Annotated in this window: 10 protein-coding genes and 1 riboswitch; of the genes, 4 read left to right on the forward strand and 6 right to left on the reverse strand. The window is 45.3% G+C overall.

Going from position 1 to position 16,461, the window contains the following annotated elements; genetic code table 11:
• Positions 1-61 precede the first annotated feature (61 nt).
• The 4 genes from MKY95_RS28325 to MKY95_RS28340 all read right to left on the reverse strand — a co-directional run bounded on the left by MKY95_RS28325 (position 62) and on the right by MKY95_RS28340 (position 5,835).
• Positions 62-217: a hypothetical protein gene (locus tag MKY95_RS28325; RefSeq protein ID WP_155985027.1), complete on the reverse strand. Its 156-nt coding sequence runs from the start codon at positions 215-217 to the stop codon at positions 62-64.
• A gap of 8 nt (positions 218-225) precedes the next feature.
• The gene (locus MKY95_RS28330) at positions 226-1,260 is read right to left on the reverse strand and encodes a cytochrome d ubiquinol oxidase subunit II (RefSeq protein ID WP_036606967.1); all 1,035 of its coding nucleotides are present in this window, start codon (positions 1,258-1,260) and stop codon (positions 226-228) included.
• Positions 1,257-2,603 (reverse strand): cytochrome ubiquinol oxidase subunit I, encoded by a 1,347-nt coding sequence (locus MKY95_RS28335; protein ID WP_036606964.1) that lies wholly within the window; start codon positions 2,601-2,603, stop codon positions 1,257-1,259. Before MKY95_RS28335 ends, MKY95_RS28330 begins: the two co-directional genes overlap by 4 nt.
• Positions 2,604-2,988: 385 nt before the next feature.
• The gene (locus MKY95_RS28340) at positions 2,989-5,835 is read right to left on the reverse strand and encodes an ATP-binding protein (protein ID WP_051447018.1); all 2,847 of its coding nucleotides are present in this window, start codon (positions 5,833-5,835) and stop codon (positions 2,989-2,991) included.
• Positions 5,836-6,179: 344 nt separating this feature from the next.
• Between MKY95_RS28340 and MKY95_RS28345 the strand changes: the two genes are divergently transcribed.
• Positions 6,180-6,878, forward strand: coding sequence for a response regulator transcription factor (locus tag MKY95_RS28345; RefSeq protein ID WP_017692253.1), 699 nt, complete (start codon positions 6,180-6,182; stop codon positions 6,876-6,878).
• 49 nt (positions 6,879-6,927) lie between these two features.
• Here the strand turns inward: MKY95_RS28345 and MKY95_RS28350 are convergent, their stop codons facing one another.
• Positions 6,928-7,347: a hypothetical protein gene (locus tag MKY95_RS28350; protein ID WP_036606962.1), complete on the reverse strand. Its 420-nt coding sequence runs from the start codon at positions 7,345-7,347 to the stop codon at positions 6,928-6,930.
• A gap of 241 nt (positions 7,348-7,588) precedes the next feature.
• Here MKY95_RS28350 and MKY95_RS28355 point away from each other — a divergent pair, with 241 nt between their 5' ends.
• From MKY95_RS28355 to MKY95_RS28365, 3 genes are all read left to right on the forward strand, one after another.
• Positions 7,589-8,731, forward strand: coding sequence for a virulence factor (locus MKY95_RS28355; protein ID WP_036606960.1), 1,143 nt, complete (start codon positions 7,589-7,591; stop codon positions 8,729-8,731).
• A gap of 147 nt (positions 8,732-8,878) precedes the next feature.
• A riboswitch (Lysine riboswitch) is annotated at positions 8,879-9,094 on the forward strand.
• Between the two features lie 119 nt (positions 9,095-9,213).
• On the forward strand, positions 9,214-10,695 hold the full coding sequence (locus MKY95_RS28360; protein WP_339185714.1) for an amino acid permease: 1,482 nt from the start codon (positions 9,214-9,216) through the stop codon (positions 10,693-10,695).
• A gap of 391 nt (positions 10,696-11,086) precedes the next feature.
• Positions 11,087-11,728 carry a class D sortase gene (locus MKY95_RS28365; protein WP_339195529.1) on the forward strand — a complete coding sequence of 214 codons (642 nt, stop codon included), beginning with the start codon at positions 11,087-11,089 and terminating at the stop codon, positions 11,726-11,728.
• Between the two features lie 126 nt (positions 11,729-11,854).
• Here the strand turns inward: MKY95_RS28365 and MKY95_RS28370 are convergent, their stop codons facing one another.
• Positions 11,855-16,366: a collagen binding domain-containing protein gene (locus MKY95_RS28370; RefSeq protein ID WP_339195532.1), complete on the reverse strand. Its 4,512-nt coding sequence runs from the start codon at positions 16,364-16,366 to the stop codon at positions 11,855-11,857.
• Positions 16,367-16,461: the final 95 nt, after the last annotated feature.

Below are 16,461 nucleotides of genomic sequence, written 5' to 3' on the forward strand. Positions count from 1 at the left end.
TCCTCCCTTCCTCATTTCTTAACAACAGATTACCCCAAACGGGAATGGACGTACCAACCAATCAATCCTTTGGGTTCTTATATACGGCCAGATATACAAACAGAAAGACAATAGCAGCCGCAATGATCAGTGGAGGGGCATACATAATGGTGAATGTCTCAAAAAAGCTCAATCCGGTTATACCGGGTATCCCCGTGACTCCCTCAGTAGTGACCATGAACAGACTCATCCTTTCTTTTTACCAGAATTACCGCGCACATAATTGGCATCAAACAGGAACAGCTTCATAATCAGCACAAGCGAAGGAATGAGCACGAGTAACCCCAGACTAAACGCTGTAATGAGCGCAATCCCCATCGTGCGATTCGTAAAGCCGTCGTAAATATTGATGTAAGGATACAATATGTACGGAAGGTGAGATCGCCCGTAACCATACCAGGCAAAGGCAAACTGAAGCATGACAGCAACAAAACACCAACCCAGATATTTACTTCTCCACACCAGCGACACAGCAATGACAAAACAAATAAACGAAGCGATGAACATCCACGAAATATTTACCATCTGCTCAAAGTGTTCGGGATTCTGTTTGTTAATCTGCAGAAAAGCCAGAAAGCTTGCAAAAATGGTAGGCAAACTCCAGAGCAGCGCGTACTCTCGAAGCACCTCATATGCCGGCTCATCCCCCGCCCGTTTTGCATAATAGGAAAGAAACATCGCCGAGATGTACAGCACACTAACCAGTGCAAGCAAAACAACCGACCAGGTATAGGGATTCGTCAAAAATTCACGCCAGCGAAAAAACACCTGATCGCCCACCTCTTCAATGATCCCGCCTTCGGATATCGCCAAAATGGTGGAAAATACCGCCGGAATCAGCAATCCCGTCGCCCCGTACAATGCCATATAGATCCGGCTGTTCTGCCCATGATTGCCATAGGTATTGTAGGCGTAATACACGCCCCGGATCGCAAGCAGTACAATGGCCAAGGAACCTGGAACCAGCAAAGCCGTCCCGTAATAAAAGGCGCTGTCCGGATAAAACCCGACCAGTCCGACCACAAAAAAGATCAAAAATACATTCGTCACTTCCCACACAGGAGACAGGTAGCGCTGAATGATGTTATGAATTTTGTTCTCATGCCCGGTCAAAATGCTATAAAAGCTGAAGAACCCGGCGCCAAAATCAATCGACGCAACGATCAAGTAACCGAACAAAAACGTCCACAATATTGCGATGCCTGCAATTTCGAAACTCAATGCACGATCCCTCCTTCAAGCCCCAGAGACTCTAGTTCCTTCTCTGCTTCCTTGTTACGGAACAGCTTGCTGAGTACCCGAATGCACGAGAAACACAGGATCAGATACAGCAATATGAACAACACTAACATCCATCCTACCGAAGTTGACGTCGTGGCCGCTTCCGCCACCTTCATATATCCGCGTAAGATCCAAGGCTGCCTGCCAACTTCAGCGAACATCCACCCCAACTCGATCGCAATCATGGCCAGAGGCCCCAGCAAGACGATGCCAAGCAACAGCCATTTGGGGTATGGCTTACGCCCTGGCAACCAGCGCCGCAATACATATAACACAGGAATCATCAGGATGATTACTCCCGTTGTGACCTTCAGGTCGAACATATAATGAATGGACAGTGGTGGCCTCAGATCCGCCGGAAATTCTTCGAGACCTTTCACTTCCGTATCGGGACGATTCCCCGCCAAAATGCTAAGTGCATAAGGAATCTCAATCGCGTATTTCACTTCATTGTTCTCATCCAAAATCCCCCCATAAACGAGCGGTGCCTCTTTCATCGTCTTGAAATGCCATTCTGCGGCAGCCAGCTTCTCCGGCTGATATTTCGCAAGAAATTTACCGGAGGAATCGCCGATCATGACGGTACTGATGGCAAATACGAGCGCAGATACCGTCGTGAGTTTCAGTGCTTTTTTGTAATACACATGATCCCGTCCCCGAAGCAAACTGAAGGCGGCTATCCCCGCCAGGATACCTGCACTCAAGGTGTAGGATGAAGCGAGTACATGGGACACTTTGGTTGGCGTTGCCGGATTCAACATGGCAGCAATCGGATGAATGTCCTTCATGATGCCATTAATCAGGGTAAATCCCTGAGGCTGGTTCATGAAGGAGTTCACCGTTGTAATAAAAATCGCAGATGCAGATGAGCCGAGAGCTACCGGAATCAACAGCAGCATATGCGTATATTTCTTTTTGAAACGATCCCACGTATAGAGGTAAATTCCAAGAAAGATCGCCTCTATAAAAAAGGCAAACGTCTCCATGAACAGCGGCAGGGCGATTGCCTGCCCCGCTACCCGCATAAACATCGGCCACAGCAGACTGAGCTGTAATCCGATCGAGGTGCCTGTAACAACGCCCACGGCAACGGTGATGACAAAACCTCGTGCCCACCGGCGTGCCAGCAAGGTGTAATGCATATCATTGGTTCGGAGTCCTCGCCACTCGGCCAAGGCAATCATAAGTGGAACACCTACACCGATAGAGGCAAAAATAATGTGTACAAACAGGGTAAGGCCGGTTAGTATCCGGCTGAGCAAAACAGGGTCCAGGGATGACATGGTTACACTCCTCTTTCACATAATCGTTATGTACGACAGCAGTTCCTCTGCTTGAACATGTATCTCAATAACTCATGATTCGGATGATGCTCTTCACAACGGCATACAGCACAACCACAGCTGCAACCAGACAGACGATAATGAGTGTTTTCTCTTGTTTACGGAACATATACCTGCCGTCCTCCTTTTGCATGGGATGCAAATTATGGCTCTATAGACAGTTTGCAAAAGAAGTTGTTTTTTTATCCGGGGAAATTGAAAAACAAAAAAAGCCTTTCCCCTTATCACGCTCACGCGCTGAAGGGCAAAGGCTCTATCCGTAGGTCTCGTACATAAACATTATTCATAAAAAAAGTGGAATACATTTCTTCATTCTTCATTAAATTCAGACCAATACGTCCTGCTTGGGCAGTCGAACCTTGAAGGTACTTCCTTTGTGCGGTGCAGATATAAAAGTCAGCGTACCCTTGTGATCCTCTACAATTTTACGGGAAATGTACAAGCCAATTCCTGTTCCACCAATCTGCCGATGATCCGAATTATCGACCCGATAGAATTTATTAAACAGCATGTCCTTCTCTTGCTCCGCAATACCTATTCCGTAATCACGCACATCAAGACATAACCATTCCTCTTCTTCCCATAACGTAATATCAATACGATCGGCTCCCGGAGAATACTTGACTGCATTGCCCACCAGATTATGTAGAACCTGAACCATCCTGTTCTGGTCAGCATAAGCAAAAAAGTCTCCATTAAACGTATGCACGTAGATACGTTGGGCAGACTTCATATTCCACTGTTCGGCAACCCCTTCTACCAACTCAACCAGCGGTACATACGTCATGTGGTAAGTCATACCTTCGTTGTCGAGACGTTGAATATCCAGTACATCATCGAGCAAACTGCTCAGCCGCTTGCCCTCCGAAGAGATGGTCTGCATGAATTCCCGCTGTTGAGCTGCCGGAAGGTCATACATCATCATAAGTTCCACATATCCCATAATGGTGGCTACAGGCGTTCGAAGCTCATGAGATACCACACTGATCAGCTCATTTTTCATCCGATCCAGCCGTTCTTCTCCTGTTCGGTCACGGAACACCAGCAGAAACCCATGGTTTTTACCGGGGACATCCATCTGCTTCATGTACAAGGAAAATACACTTTTATCCACATTATTGAATATAAATTCGGTCTCGATAAACGCCGTTTCTCCATTCAGGAATGCTCTCGTCTGTTCCATCAGATTGAAGTTGTCCGTTAATACCATCGTATCAATCGCCTGCGCCAAATCCTCAATGGATCTGCCCATAAAATCACCCAAACCAAACATCTCTTCTATCCTTCGATTGACGATGGTTATGGTACCTGATCGATCAGACATCACGAGCCCTTCTCGTACGGATTCAATAAATTGCTCACTGATATCTCGCTGTTCCTGGATGGCAATCTTCTCATTGAACAACTCCGAGTTCAGCTTCTCCAGCGCAAGGGCATGACGTACACGATCTTCTTCTGCTCTGGTCCGCTCCGTAATATCCTTAATAAACAGGTTATATAATGTCTCATTTTTGCCCAACTGGATCTCAACAATTTTGTACTCAATCGGAAATACGGAACCATCCCGTCGGATACCTGAAATTTCTTCAACGATGGTGTATCTTTTACCTTCAACATATTCAAATCGCTCAAGCAAATTCTTGATCTCCTTGCAGCTGGCCCCTTGAAAAAGAGATGGCGCTTCCTTGTGCAGGATCACTTCTTCCCGACGCAATCCAAACATTCTTTCAGCCTCCGGATTAAACTCAACGATCAGCCCATTGGAGTCCACAGCGATAATCGCATCAATAGAGGATTCAATAATGGCACGTTTGACCTCTTCACTATTCTTGAGTTCCTTGGTACGCTCGATAACCCTGTCCTCCAGCGTTAACTTGTCGTGACGAATCTGTTCGAATTGTTCCAGCAGCACATCGGCCATTTTGCGTAAATTGCCAATCAGGATCTGTACTTCGGTTACATGGCTGGTTGGCCACTCCATCTTCCCATTTCGAAACAGCAGTCTCGGAAGAGAGCCTGTCATTCGGGTCAGTCTTAACAGCGGGCTAACAACCTTACTGCTGAGAGGAGCCGCTACGATCATGGAAGCCACGATGATGATGAACAGGGATTGCAGCGTGGTCAGATAAATGGATTCGATTCGGGGGTAATACTCGGACGAGTCAGTCACAATGAATACCCGATAAGGTGTTAACCTTGTCATTTCTGCTTCATAGATAAAAGAGGCTTGTTTCCAATGATTCAATACATCGCTGTAATGGATATTTGCGGAACTTAACAGAATGAGGTTATCCCTCGACTTCAGAAGACGGAATCTGTCCATGTCCAGATACTCGCCCACCTGTAGTGTATTCAAACCAGAAGCGACGACTGTATCATTGCGATTCAGCAGAATCACATTCACACCCAGTAGATGATGATAACGCGCCATATTCTGATCCATATTCTCAGAGGTAACGTACTCTTCATCAAGATCCTGAACAACCGCAGTTGCTGCATATTTCATATCACGTAATATGGCATCATTCATTTGACCCAATTGTCTGCGGCTATCTGCGGATAACAGTACGAGAGAAACAAATACCACAAAGGCGACTACGTATTTAAACGCAATTCTTGTTAATGGAATGGTTCCCATGCGTTTTGACTTGTGTTCACCCGTGGTGATCCAAAAATCAACTACAATTCCCGCAATCAGCGCATTCACCATACCAATCACAGCAATATACATATACTCATACTTCAAATCGTCTATATTTAAACCCAACATAAAATGCCCGGCATAGATAACAGGAAGTAACATGACTACCCAAAAGACAGCATTAGCCTTGATTAAGCTGCCATTCTTCCAGCGGATCTGCCAAACGAGCATCCAGATTAATTCCATGAAGTGGGCAAGCATGACAGTTAAATTGTGCGGCACAAAGCCGACAAAGACGGTATTCAGGAGATGGATAACTGTAAGGGTGACAAATCCATAGATGGCCCCATGCAAACGAAGAGCAATGAGTGCTGCGGCGCTACCAATCATAAACTGTACACCATAGAATAAAGTAAACGGAAAAATAGTGCTTAGTGTGCCCAGAATGATCAGAATGCTGGTCCCAATCCAGGGTATTCTCAGTTTCAACACGACCCAATCCAGCATTTGTCTTGCCTTTATACGATCCATAGGCAATTGCCCTCATGGATCATTTTTTCTTCTGTTTTCAACAACAACGTTGGTTCCCCCTATAAACTTAAGCGGATACAATATTACTTTTTTCCCCTTAACTCGTTCTGATCCATTATACTGTAATTAATACTTGGTGTAGCTTTGGGAAATTCTGATTGATCGGCAACCAAACTGCATTCATGCTAGAATATTGAAGTTCATTCAAAAAGCGTATTCTTTCTCTACATATACATCCTATATTTTGGGATAGAAACATTAAAAAATTTGCGGCATTTATTCGCAATTCACCTTGTTTTTTTAGCATTTTCTTAACATATTATTTTCACCAGGAGTGTGACCCTATGACTATCAAAGTACTTCTTATAGAAGATGAGAAAAATCTAGCCGACATGATTGCTTTCTTTCTTGAGGAGGAAGGATACATCACTGAACGGGTTCATCATGCCCGCGAGGCACTTCAACTGTTTCCACAATTCCAGCCGGATATTGTTGTAACGGATCTCATGCTTCCTGAAATGGATGGAAATGATCTCGTAGAAGCCTTTCGCCAGCACTCCACTGTGCCCATTCTGATGATCTCGGCAAGCACCATGCTGAATGATCGACTTCGTGCATTGCATAATGGTGCGGATGACTTTCTGTGCAAACCATTTAGTTTGAAAGAGTTGGATGCCCGGATTAAAGCACTGCTGCGAAGATCAATCATTTCCTATCAGGATAAACCGGTAAAAGAAGACAAGCAGGCAGAGGTTACTGGACATGTGAATGTGAATGAGTACAGAAGAACCCTGTTTGTGGATGGCGTTGAAATCGAGGTCACTCATATTGAGTTTGAGATTATGAAGGAATTGTACCGCAATCCGGGTAAAGTGTTCACCCGCAATGAACTGATGGATCGGATCAAAGGCTCCGAACGCGCCTATCTGGATCGTACCATTGATGTTCATATCTCAAGTCTACGTAAAAAAATTGAGCCTGACCCCAAGAACCCACGTTATATTAAAACGGTTTGGGGAACAGGCTATAAATATGTGATCTAATACGATCGTAACGATTAAAAAGTTAAACATCTTTGGCCATATCTCTCTTTTATCTCATGGATAAGATGGGTGGTATGGCTATTTTTGAGTTATGGATAGACGAAGAATGAAACCAATTTTCCATATCCTTGATTAGTTGATTCGGGTCTTGCTCGTTCCAGAGAATCATCTTCATCTCACCCGTACCTGTAATTTCTTGCAGGTGACGCTTCCGAATAAGGGATTGGAAATCCGTAATGACTAGTAACGGAAGTTGTGGCATAAAAGCCCGAATGGCATTTGCTGCTGACACCGCTTCTTCGGCAACCTGATAATCAACAATACAATAACGGGCATTTTCCCAACTTCCCCGATGTGTTTCTATCGCAGAACCAGATGTTGAGTCCTCAATCCAGTTCGTGAACAATTGAATAATATTCTCATATGCAATACGACGTTTTCCATCCGAGAGCACGGTAATGGGTTCCATAGGTATACCTCCAGTTGATTCTTATCTTTATTGTGCCAATTTTCGTTTAAAAATGTTTGTGCGTGAACATGAAAGAAGTGTTAACAAATTTCGCACTTCTTCACATTAAGTGTTAGACACGTCCACTTCACTTCTGGATGATTTCGCAGATTCCACACATTGATGTAAAATAGAGAAATACCCGTGTGATTTAATTTACGGGAAGTTAAAGATGAATCTGGTACTATAGGAGGTTACATTGATGAATATTGTTTCCATTGAACCAACACCGAGTCCAAATACGATGATGTTACATCTCGATGAACGTCTGGAGGACGGAATTCGCAAAACATATACACTGGACAACGAACGATCTGCTCCGGCGTTCATTCGCCAGATGCTTCATATTCCCGGTGTAAAGAGTGTGTTCCACACAACAGACTTTGTCGCACTTGATCGTAAAGGGAATGCCGACTGGTCCGTTATCTTGGGCGAAGTCCAAAATCGCCTTGGACAGCACGGCATCGATCTGGACTGGATTGAATCCGAAGATGGTTCAGGCGAGCACTTCGGAGAAGCACAGGTATTTGTACAATTCTTCCGAGGTGTACCGATGCAAATTAGGGTCAAGGCCGGGGTCAAGGAAGAACGAATCTCGTTGTCAGACCGTTTTGTCAAAGCCGTGACAGAAGTCGCCAGTGCAACAATGATCAAAGAACGTAAACTGAGTGATTACGGTGTTCGATATGGTGAGTTACCGGACATCGCACGTGAAGTCGAGCAGGAACTGGAAGCCGCTTACCCGCCGGAACGATTGGAGCAGGTCATCCAACAGGCCATTGAACATGGTACCAAATCCGAAGAGTTCGTCGAGCGCCGCCGTGAATTGGATGGAGCCGAACTTGAAGAGGCTCTGCGAAACGAAGACTGGAATGTTCGCTATGCGGCATTTGACAGCATGGAGCCTACGGCAGAAAGACTGCCTCTCGTAGCCCATGCCTTGCATGACAACAAAATGCAGATACGTCGCTTGGCTGTCGTATACCTGGGTGACATTCGTACATCGGAAGCGATGGAACTGCTGTATGAAGCACTTCAGGACAGTTCTCCTGCGGTACGCCGGACTGCCGGGGATACCTTGTCGGATATCGGTGATCCTGCCGCCACTCCAGCCATGACAGCTACGTTATCCGATAAAAGTAAACTTGTACGCTGGCGTGCAGCACGTTTTCTCTATGAGGTCGGAACTGAAGAAGCAGAGCAAGCGTTGCGCGTTGCAGCTGAAGATCCTGAATTTGAAGTCAGCCTGCAGGCCAAGATGGCTCTGGAGCGGATCGAATCAGGCGAACAGGCTGCTGGAACGGTATGGCAGCAGATGGCTGGCCGTAATAAAAAAGAGGAATAGTCGTCTCTCAGACCTCACATCCAACAATTGTTATTGCACTGGAAAACCATGCGCGTTATACTGATTGTCTGTTTACTAAACAGGACACACGGTGTTAAGTTGTGTTGTTCATAATTTCATAGACAATAGATACACCTCATCCATTGATGGTGAGGTAGAGGTCGCGGGTGCGATCAGTACGCTGATGGAGGCGCTAAGGAGCCGCTTATGAGATCAGCCGAAAGGTGTACCCGCCGAAGCTCGCTGGACGTTCCTTATACGGTCCGGTGAGCTGGGGCTGCTGTCGAAAGGCGCAGAACTGTCACGGAAGTACATTTCCTTTATATAAAGGTATGAATTCTTCTGTGTTGAGCTATCTTAATCATCTGGGACATGGTGCGGACATTGAAATATTAAAGACCGCAGGCTGATGCCTGTGGTCTTTTTGTTTTTATGAATTCAAGTATCGCAAACATCAGTATATCGAATGAAGGAGTGTTTCCATGCAAGACCGCAGTAACCCAACAACAACTGGACCTTCCCTGAAAAAAGGATTACGCGCACGCCATATGACGATGATCGCCCTCGGTGGCTCAATTGGTACCGGGCTGTTTCTCGCAAGTGGTACCGCCATCTCAACCGCAGGCCCTGGTGGAGCATTAATTGCCTATGTGGCCGTTGGCATCATGGTTTATTTCCTAATGACCAGCCTTGGTGAGCTTGCTACCTTTATGCCGGACTCCGGTTCATTTAATACGTATGCCGCACGTTTTGTCGATCCTGCTCTCGGGTTCGCCATGGGCTGGAACTTTTGGTACAACTGGGCGGTAACCATTGCAGCAGAGCTTGCTGCCGCTACTGTACTCATTAAATACTGGTTCCCCGACAGTTCATCCATGTTATGGAGCTTATTGTTCCTCGTGCTGATCTTTTCCTTGAACGTGTTGTCTGTTAAAGGTTATGGAGAGTCCGAGTACTGGTTCGCCATTATCAAAGTCGCTACTGTGATCATCTTCCTGGCCGTTGGTGTGCTCATGATCTTTGGTATTATGGGCGGAGAAGCCGTTGGTTTCAGCAACTTCACCATCGGTGATGCTCCCATCCATGGCGGATTCTTCGCTGTGCTTGGTGTGTTCATGGCTGCTGGATTCTCATTTCAAGGTACCGAGCTTATCGGGGTAGCCGCCGGTGAAAGTGAAAACCCGCGCGAGAATGTCCCTCGTGCAATTCGTCAGGTATTCTGGCGCATTCTGATTTTTTACATTTTGGCGATTACCGTGATCAGTCTGATCATCCCGTATACGCATCCGAATCTGCTCAAAGGTGACCTGGAAAATATCGGTGTCAGCCCGTTCACACTGGTGTTTGAGAAAGCTGGCCTCGCCATTGCGGCTTCCGTCATGAATGCCGTTATTCTGACTTCTGTACTCTCTGCCGGTAACTCAGGCATGTATGCTTCAAGCCGGGTTCTCTATGCCCTTGCCCGTGACGGTAAAGCCCCTCGTTTCTTGGGCAAGTTGAACAAAAAGGGTATTCCAATGAATGCACTTTTGCTTACAACAGCCGTTGGTATGTTGGCATTCCTTGCCTCGCTTTTCGGTGATGGGATTGTGTACACGTGGTTGCTGAATGCATCCGGTATGTGTGGTTTTATCACTTGGCTGGGTATCGCTATCAGTCATTATCGCTTCCGTCGTGCATACGTTGCACAAGGCAGGGATCTGAGCGATCTGCCTTACCGTGCACGCTGGTTCCCGTTTGGGCCGATCTTTGCTTTTGTCCTGTGTATCATCGTGATCATCGGACAGAACTATCAGGCATTCACGGGTGATCAGATCGACTGGAGTGGAGCCGTCGTTGCCTACTTGAGCGTACCCCTGTTCCTGGTGTTGTGGCTCGGTTACAAATGGATCAAAAAGACCAAAGTGGTGCCGCTGCAGGAATGTGATTTCACACCTACCGATTCACCAACTGGTAAGCACTAACGAAGCAATATTTACACTTGCCACTTCGATGACAGAATAACCTTCCGATCGCTGTTATCCCCAGATTTTTTGATTCACTTTTACAAAGGTGAAAAGTTGGTGATAAAGGCGAACGCTTCGCTTCTTCACGTTATTTCTGTCCTCTACGTTCTCATGTAAATGGTTAGTTCAGCTTATACAACTGATACGATTTAACTTCATATTAAAAAAAACTCCCCTTGGCGTTGCAGTCTTCCTACTGTAGCGAAACGGGGAGGTTTTGTTTTGGTTCGATTCTCCCCCTTCGAACATTTCTGTACATCCTTTCGTCCCTGTCCATATTTTGTATAGGTCGGTAAGTAAAATAGAGAAAGGTATACTATTTTTCTTGGACAACGGGAGTTGATGTATAATGAAAAAATTCTCTATTCTGCTCGTTCTACTGGGCATCCTGATCATCAGCTTTCCTTTCCTGCGGGAAAAGTATTATGACTGGCAGCAAACCCGTGTCATGAACGATCTGGAGCAATTGCAAAACGGCTTGTCTAAGCTTAATCACTCCTTCGAACAAGGCATTCAGGACGCAGCTTCCGCCGAGCCGACTACTGACAATACAGCTACAGTGCAAGAGCTCTCTTCGGATACGTTAGGGATACTATCAATTGACAAGATTGATGTCCGCTTACCGATTCTGGAGGGTGCAACGGAGGCTAACATGAAGGTAGCTGCAACCCATCTTGTTGAAACCACTAGTATCGGGAACAAAGGTAATGCTGCCATAGCCGCTCATCGCGCCCACAAAAAAGGACGACTATTCAATCGTCTGGGAGAACTCCAGATTGGTGATTCAATGGAAGTCACCCTGGCAGATCGAACGATTATCCAATACAAGGTAGATCAGATATCCGTTGTGGAGCCAACTGACTTATCTGTGCTGGAGGATCCCGGGCTTGGACAGGTCCTTACCTTGATTACCTGTGATCCACTCGTCAATCCAACACATCGCCTAATTGTAAGAGCTATTGCAGTGAAACCAAATGTTACGGGGACCTGATCCTCCCTAAATATCACCAAAAAATACCCTCTAGCATATTCACACGTCGACGCTAAGTCTTCGTAGTGATTGCTAGAGGGTATTTCTATCTACACACGATGAATTTTAGATACTGCGTGTTTCGATCTAGCGATGAAGCTGTTGTCTGCGGCGGAAGTATATGAATCCCGCGCTACCTAGCGCCATCAGCATCATGCCCACAGCAGTGTAAGCCATTGTGCTCTCTTCACCTGTTTGTGGCAGCATTCCCTGAGATCCAGAATTTCCGTTTGGCTGTGATGCAGAATTTCCATTGCCCTTTGATCCATCTGTATCCGTTCCAGCAGGAGGTGCAAGTGCACCATCCCCATCCGGTGCATCTGTATCCCCAACTGGAGGTGCAGTGTCGTCACCGTTGGAATCGCCTGGTGTCGGTGTCACTCCCCCGGAATCTTCATCTGTCGGACTTTCGGTTCCTCCCCCAGACTCTGTAGGTTCAGTTACAACCGTGCCTGGAACCGACGGATTTGGTTTTCCTGGTTCCGGAGTTACTGGTTTCTCTGGATCTGGTGTTACACCCGTAGTAGGTGTTCCCGGATTATAAGGTCCACTAGACCCACCACCCGATACCGGGATAGCCTGATTCGTTTTTTCCACAACTACAGCTTCGGTTTGTATGTTCGTAATTTCAAATGGTACTGGTGTTGTTTCCAACATGTATCCGTTAGGCGCTTTTATTTCAACCAACTGATATTTATTGATATCCAAACCTTCAAGTACAATTTCACCTTGTTGATTAGTTGTCAATGTAGCTTCATCTAGACCTGTTACCTTGTGGAACTCCCAATTCCCATTTGCATCCATCAATGCAGTTTGAGCCCGTAATTCAAATACAGCTCCTTGAAGGTGCTGAGTTCGACCCGCATTGGTTTTAATCAATTTCACAGAACGATCATTTTTTTTATTTTCAATGGTTATTTGAGTTTCCGGTTTGATAATAGATACAAGGGTCTCCGGCTCTTCAATAACAAAGCCTTCTGCCTTGGTCTCTACCAATGTATATGAACCATAATCCAAACCATCGAATTCAATGACCCCATTTAGGTCGGTTACTTTTGTATCGATGACAATGTTGGAACGATCACGCAATTCGAATTCAATTCCGCTTAATACGGACTTATCCTTGGCATTTACTTTGGTAACGACAAGTTTACCACCTGCACCCATTGCATTAGACTTCGTCAAGGTAATACTCTCCGTCTGATTCTCTACAATCGTAAACGGAATTGGTGTAGCATCCAATTGATAAAACTCAGGTGCCACGACTTCTACCAGCTCATAATCCCCTGGCAACAGTCCACCTTTGGCGATCTTTCCATCTTCCCCTGTCGTTAACTCATCGATTTTCTCTCGCGTTGCGCTGTCCTTGGAGTACAATTCGAAAGTTGCACCCTTAAGTGTCTTCGAGGAGTCCACCGCATCTACCTTGGTTAATTCGAAGCCTTGACGAATCTTTTTATTTTCAATTTCAAAAGCGATATCCGCATCCTTAAATTCAATCGTTTTACCTGATGCAGAGCCATATTCAGGATCAACCAAGTATCCTGCCGGTGCAGATAATTCTTTTAACTTATAAGGTACACCGTTGGTTAGATTGTTTAATCGATAGTTTCTGGAGCTTTCAACCACACCATTCTCGTCCGTTGGTTTCAATGTTTCCAGAAGCGTATTTCCAGACGCATTATAGATTGCAAATATTGCACCCTCCAGCGGAACTCCTGTATCACTGACTTTGTGAATTCTGATTTTGCCCAGACCTGTAGAGGCTCCTCCACCTGCTCCAGCCAAGGAAACTTTGATTCCCGACTGATTACCTTCTCCGATTACCGAGGAAGATTGGCCTGCAAATTCAACCTTATTCTCAATTCGGGCGCCATGATCGGCATTAATATAAGACTGATATTCCAAAATGAATGCGGTATGGATATCTTTCTTGAAGGTGAAGGTAAATGTATTGCCCTCCACGTCCAATTCATAATCAGCTGGATCAACAAGTCCAGCTTTGGTGGATACATTGCCTGAATTGTTGGCAGGTAAATTGGTTGCATATAATTTCAATGAATCAGCCAATAAAATCTGGTTCTCTGACAAGGTATCTGTTAATTGGTTACCCGCAGGAATGAAAGATTGACTTGGATTGATATTTACCGTCCATGATGCTTTATCCGTTGTACCTTCTTGCTTGCCTGCTTTGCGCACGTATACACCACCGTTGGCAGGTGTAACACTGGCTGATCTATTAAATCGTATTGCACCACCCTCACCATCCGTCAGAACAGCCTGGTTGGCATATGCGCCTACGACAGAATATGGTCCATCCAGACTTGTTTGGTACTGAATGCGATAAGCCATTTTGCCCATGTTACCCAGATCCAACACAAAACCTTTACCGTCCGGGTTCAGCTGGAATTGACCAGGTGTGAGCGGAACCTCGCTACCTACAGCAGTAACATTATTGGCTCCCTGCAACTCTAACTCATGAACCTTCAATGAGCCGTCTACAAAAGATTGGTCTCCAGTGTAAGCATCCTTAAGGATTGCATCCTTAATATCAAACAAATTGTAGTTTACATCGATTGTCCAGGTGATCTTTTTATCTTTGGCGCTATATTCACCCTTTTTGTTACCATTTTGAATCGTGTAGTCCTGCGGTTTGACCGCAGCAGATTTTGTAATCGAAGTCTGTTTTACATCAGACTCTTCCCAATCGATCTTGGCTGAGTTGCGATATTCATCATTCGTTGGCATACCCGCTGTGGGATCAAAGCTTGTCTTATAAGTAATAACATGCTCCGTACTGAGCGTTACGCCGTCTTTCAAGCGAAGTGAGAATCCTTTTTCATACGTTGGATCAGCCGGGTCTGGAGTCAGTTCAAAGTCCTCTTTGTTAACACCACTCACTTGAAGACTACCCGGAATCAGTTTCATATGTCTGCCTTCGTAATTGTCGGTGATGACGATATCCGTCATGTCCTGCAAATCACGGTTCAAAACAATCTGCCATTCGATTTCTTTTGTGTTGAAGTTTTCACTTTTTACACTCTTTGCAAAAATGACTTCCTGAATGTCTCTTCGGCCTGTTTTGGAAGTACCATCATACATGTTCACTGTGTTCGTAATGGTGTCGTTTGTATAAACACGATGAATGGATTGTGTATCATATTCGATCTCATAGGCCTTTGTAATATCGTTCTTAAAATGTAATCTGAAGCCATCATCGAACCCTGTACCCATCGCTTCGAGTGTGTATTCATTCGGATTGATCAGTGTTCTGTTCGAAGCCGCTCCACTTGCATTAATGTCCACTTGATACACTTTGACGGAATTGTTGATCAGTTGCTGTTTTGCCGTATCAAAGCGGTCTTCAATCCATGCATTCGTTTGCATGATTTCTTGCTGATTGTAGTTATATTGCACTTTCCATGTGATCGTCTGTGTCACCGGATCATACGCACTATCTTGCCCTGACTTGTTCAAAGGCTCATTAAAACTCACACGAACTCGGCCAATATCTGTTTCGTTGTGCTCACTCTGATCCGTTGTAAGCGCAACCTGGTTTTGATACTCCACGTTGGTGAACGGAGCAGTGGTTGGTGCTTTAACACTCGTTGTGTAAATCACACGATAGGCCTTATCTGTATTTCCCAATTGAATTGGAAACTGTGGTTCCATTTTAATTACTGGGCCTTCTTTTACAGATCCATTCAATTGCACTTCCAATTCGCGAATTTCGATGTTGCCCTTGAGCTCTAGCTCTGCTGGGAACGTGTCTGCAAGAACAGCATTTTTCATAGCCTTCTCGCCTTGGTTAAAATCTACGGTCCATTTAATTTCATCCGAGTTGAAGTTCTCTTTGTTTGCGCTTCCCGATTTCTTCAACTTATCTACGGCTGTGTTGGCAAAATGCACATCAATGATGCCCTGCCCTACGGAACTAAAGTCTATCTGTTGTTTCAAACCATCTTCCATCTTGCTCTCATCAAACTTGATCCATACGTAGAAGTTACCTTCCAGCTTCGCATGCTCGATCAGTTCATTAAAGGTAAAGATGATTGTGCCATCTGGATTCACCACATACTCCCCAACACCGCCATCCAGATTACCCTTAAGCTGCGATCCGATGATGAATTTATCGGGCAAGTTAAAGGTGAACGTAGAGCCATCGCTGTAGTTGTGGTTGTCATCTGCAAGTCCCCATGTAAAGACTACAGCCACCTCATCCTGAATGAGTGGTCGAATATCCTCGATTTTATCTCCTTTGACTTCAATCGTGCCATTCCCGTTGTCTTCTGGTTCCTGATTGTACATCTGCACACTGGTAATCAATTGATCTGTAATTACCGGACCTGCAGCTGCCATTGCTAAACTGCTCTGGTTGAGGTTTCCCTCCCCCTCTTCTTCCGGAGTGGCAGCAACGTCAACGTTGTTGACCTCTTCCGAACCTGCCAAACCTTCTTCTGATGCTGTATCACTGATTGCACTGGCTGGCAAATTAGTTAATTCATCCTGAGCATGCGTTGTTGGTGTAAATATCCAACCCTGCATCATTTGCGTGACCAGTAACAGAGCAATGATCACTATGCTCACTTTTTTCCTCATTGTTTGCATATCCTCCTCGTACGTAGTGTTGGCATACGCCGAAGATTAGAATAGCAAAGCGACATATACAAAAAATAGACAACACTAAAATCCTC

It is taken from the genome of Paenibacillus sp. FSL P4-0176 (assembly GCF_037975265.1).
GTDB lineage: Bacteria > Bacillota > Bacilli > Paenibacillales > Paenibacillaceae > Paenibacillus > Paenibacillus amylolyticus.

What these genes read in the sequence shown, in the direction of transcription:
- MKY95_RS28350 (WP_036606962.1), bottom strand. Translation starts at nt 7,347, where the DNA reads ATGGAACCCATTACCGTGCTCTCGGATGGAAAACGTCGTATTGCATAT.
- MKY95_RS28365 (WP_339195529.1), top strand. Translation starts at nt 11,087, where the DNA reads ATGAAAAAATTCTCTATTCTGCTCGTTCTACTGGGCATCCTGATCATC.
- MKY95_RS28345 (WP_017692253.1), top strand. Translation starts at nt 6,180, where the DNA reads ATGACTATCAAAGTACTTCTTATAGAAGATGAGAAAAATCTAGCCGAC.
- MKY95_RS28355 (WP_036606960.1), top strand. Translation starts at nt 7,589, where the DNA reads ATGAATATTGTTTCCATTGAACCAACACCGAGTCCAAATACGATGATG.
- MKY95_RS28370 (WP_339195532.1), bottom strand. Translation starts at nt 16,366, where the DNA reads ATGAGGAAAAAAGTGAGCATAGTGATCATTGCTCTGTTACTGGTCACG.
- MKY95_RS28360 (WP_339185714.1), top strand. Translation starts at nt 9,214, where the DNA reads ATGCAAGACCGCAGTAACCCAACAACAACTGGACCTTCCCTGAAAAAA.
- MKY95_RS28325 (WP_155985027.1), bottom strand. Translation starts at nt 217, where the DNA reads ATGGTCACTACTGAGGGAGTCACGGGGATACCCGGTATAACCGGATTG.
- MKY95_RS28340 (WP_051447018.1), bottom strand. Translation starts at nt 5,835, where the DNA reads ATGGATCGTATAAAGGCAAGACAAATGCTGGATTGGGTCGTGTTGAAA.
- MKY95_RS28335 (WP_036606964.1), bottom strand. Translation starts at nt 2,603, where the DNA reads ATGTCATCCCTGGACCCTGTTTTGCTCAGCCGGATACTAACCGGCCTT.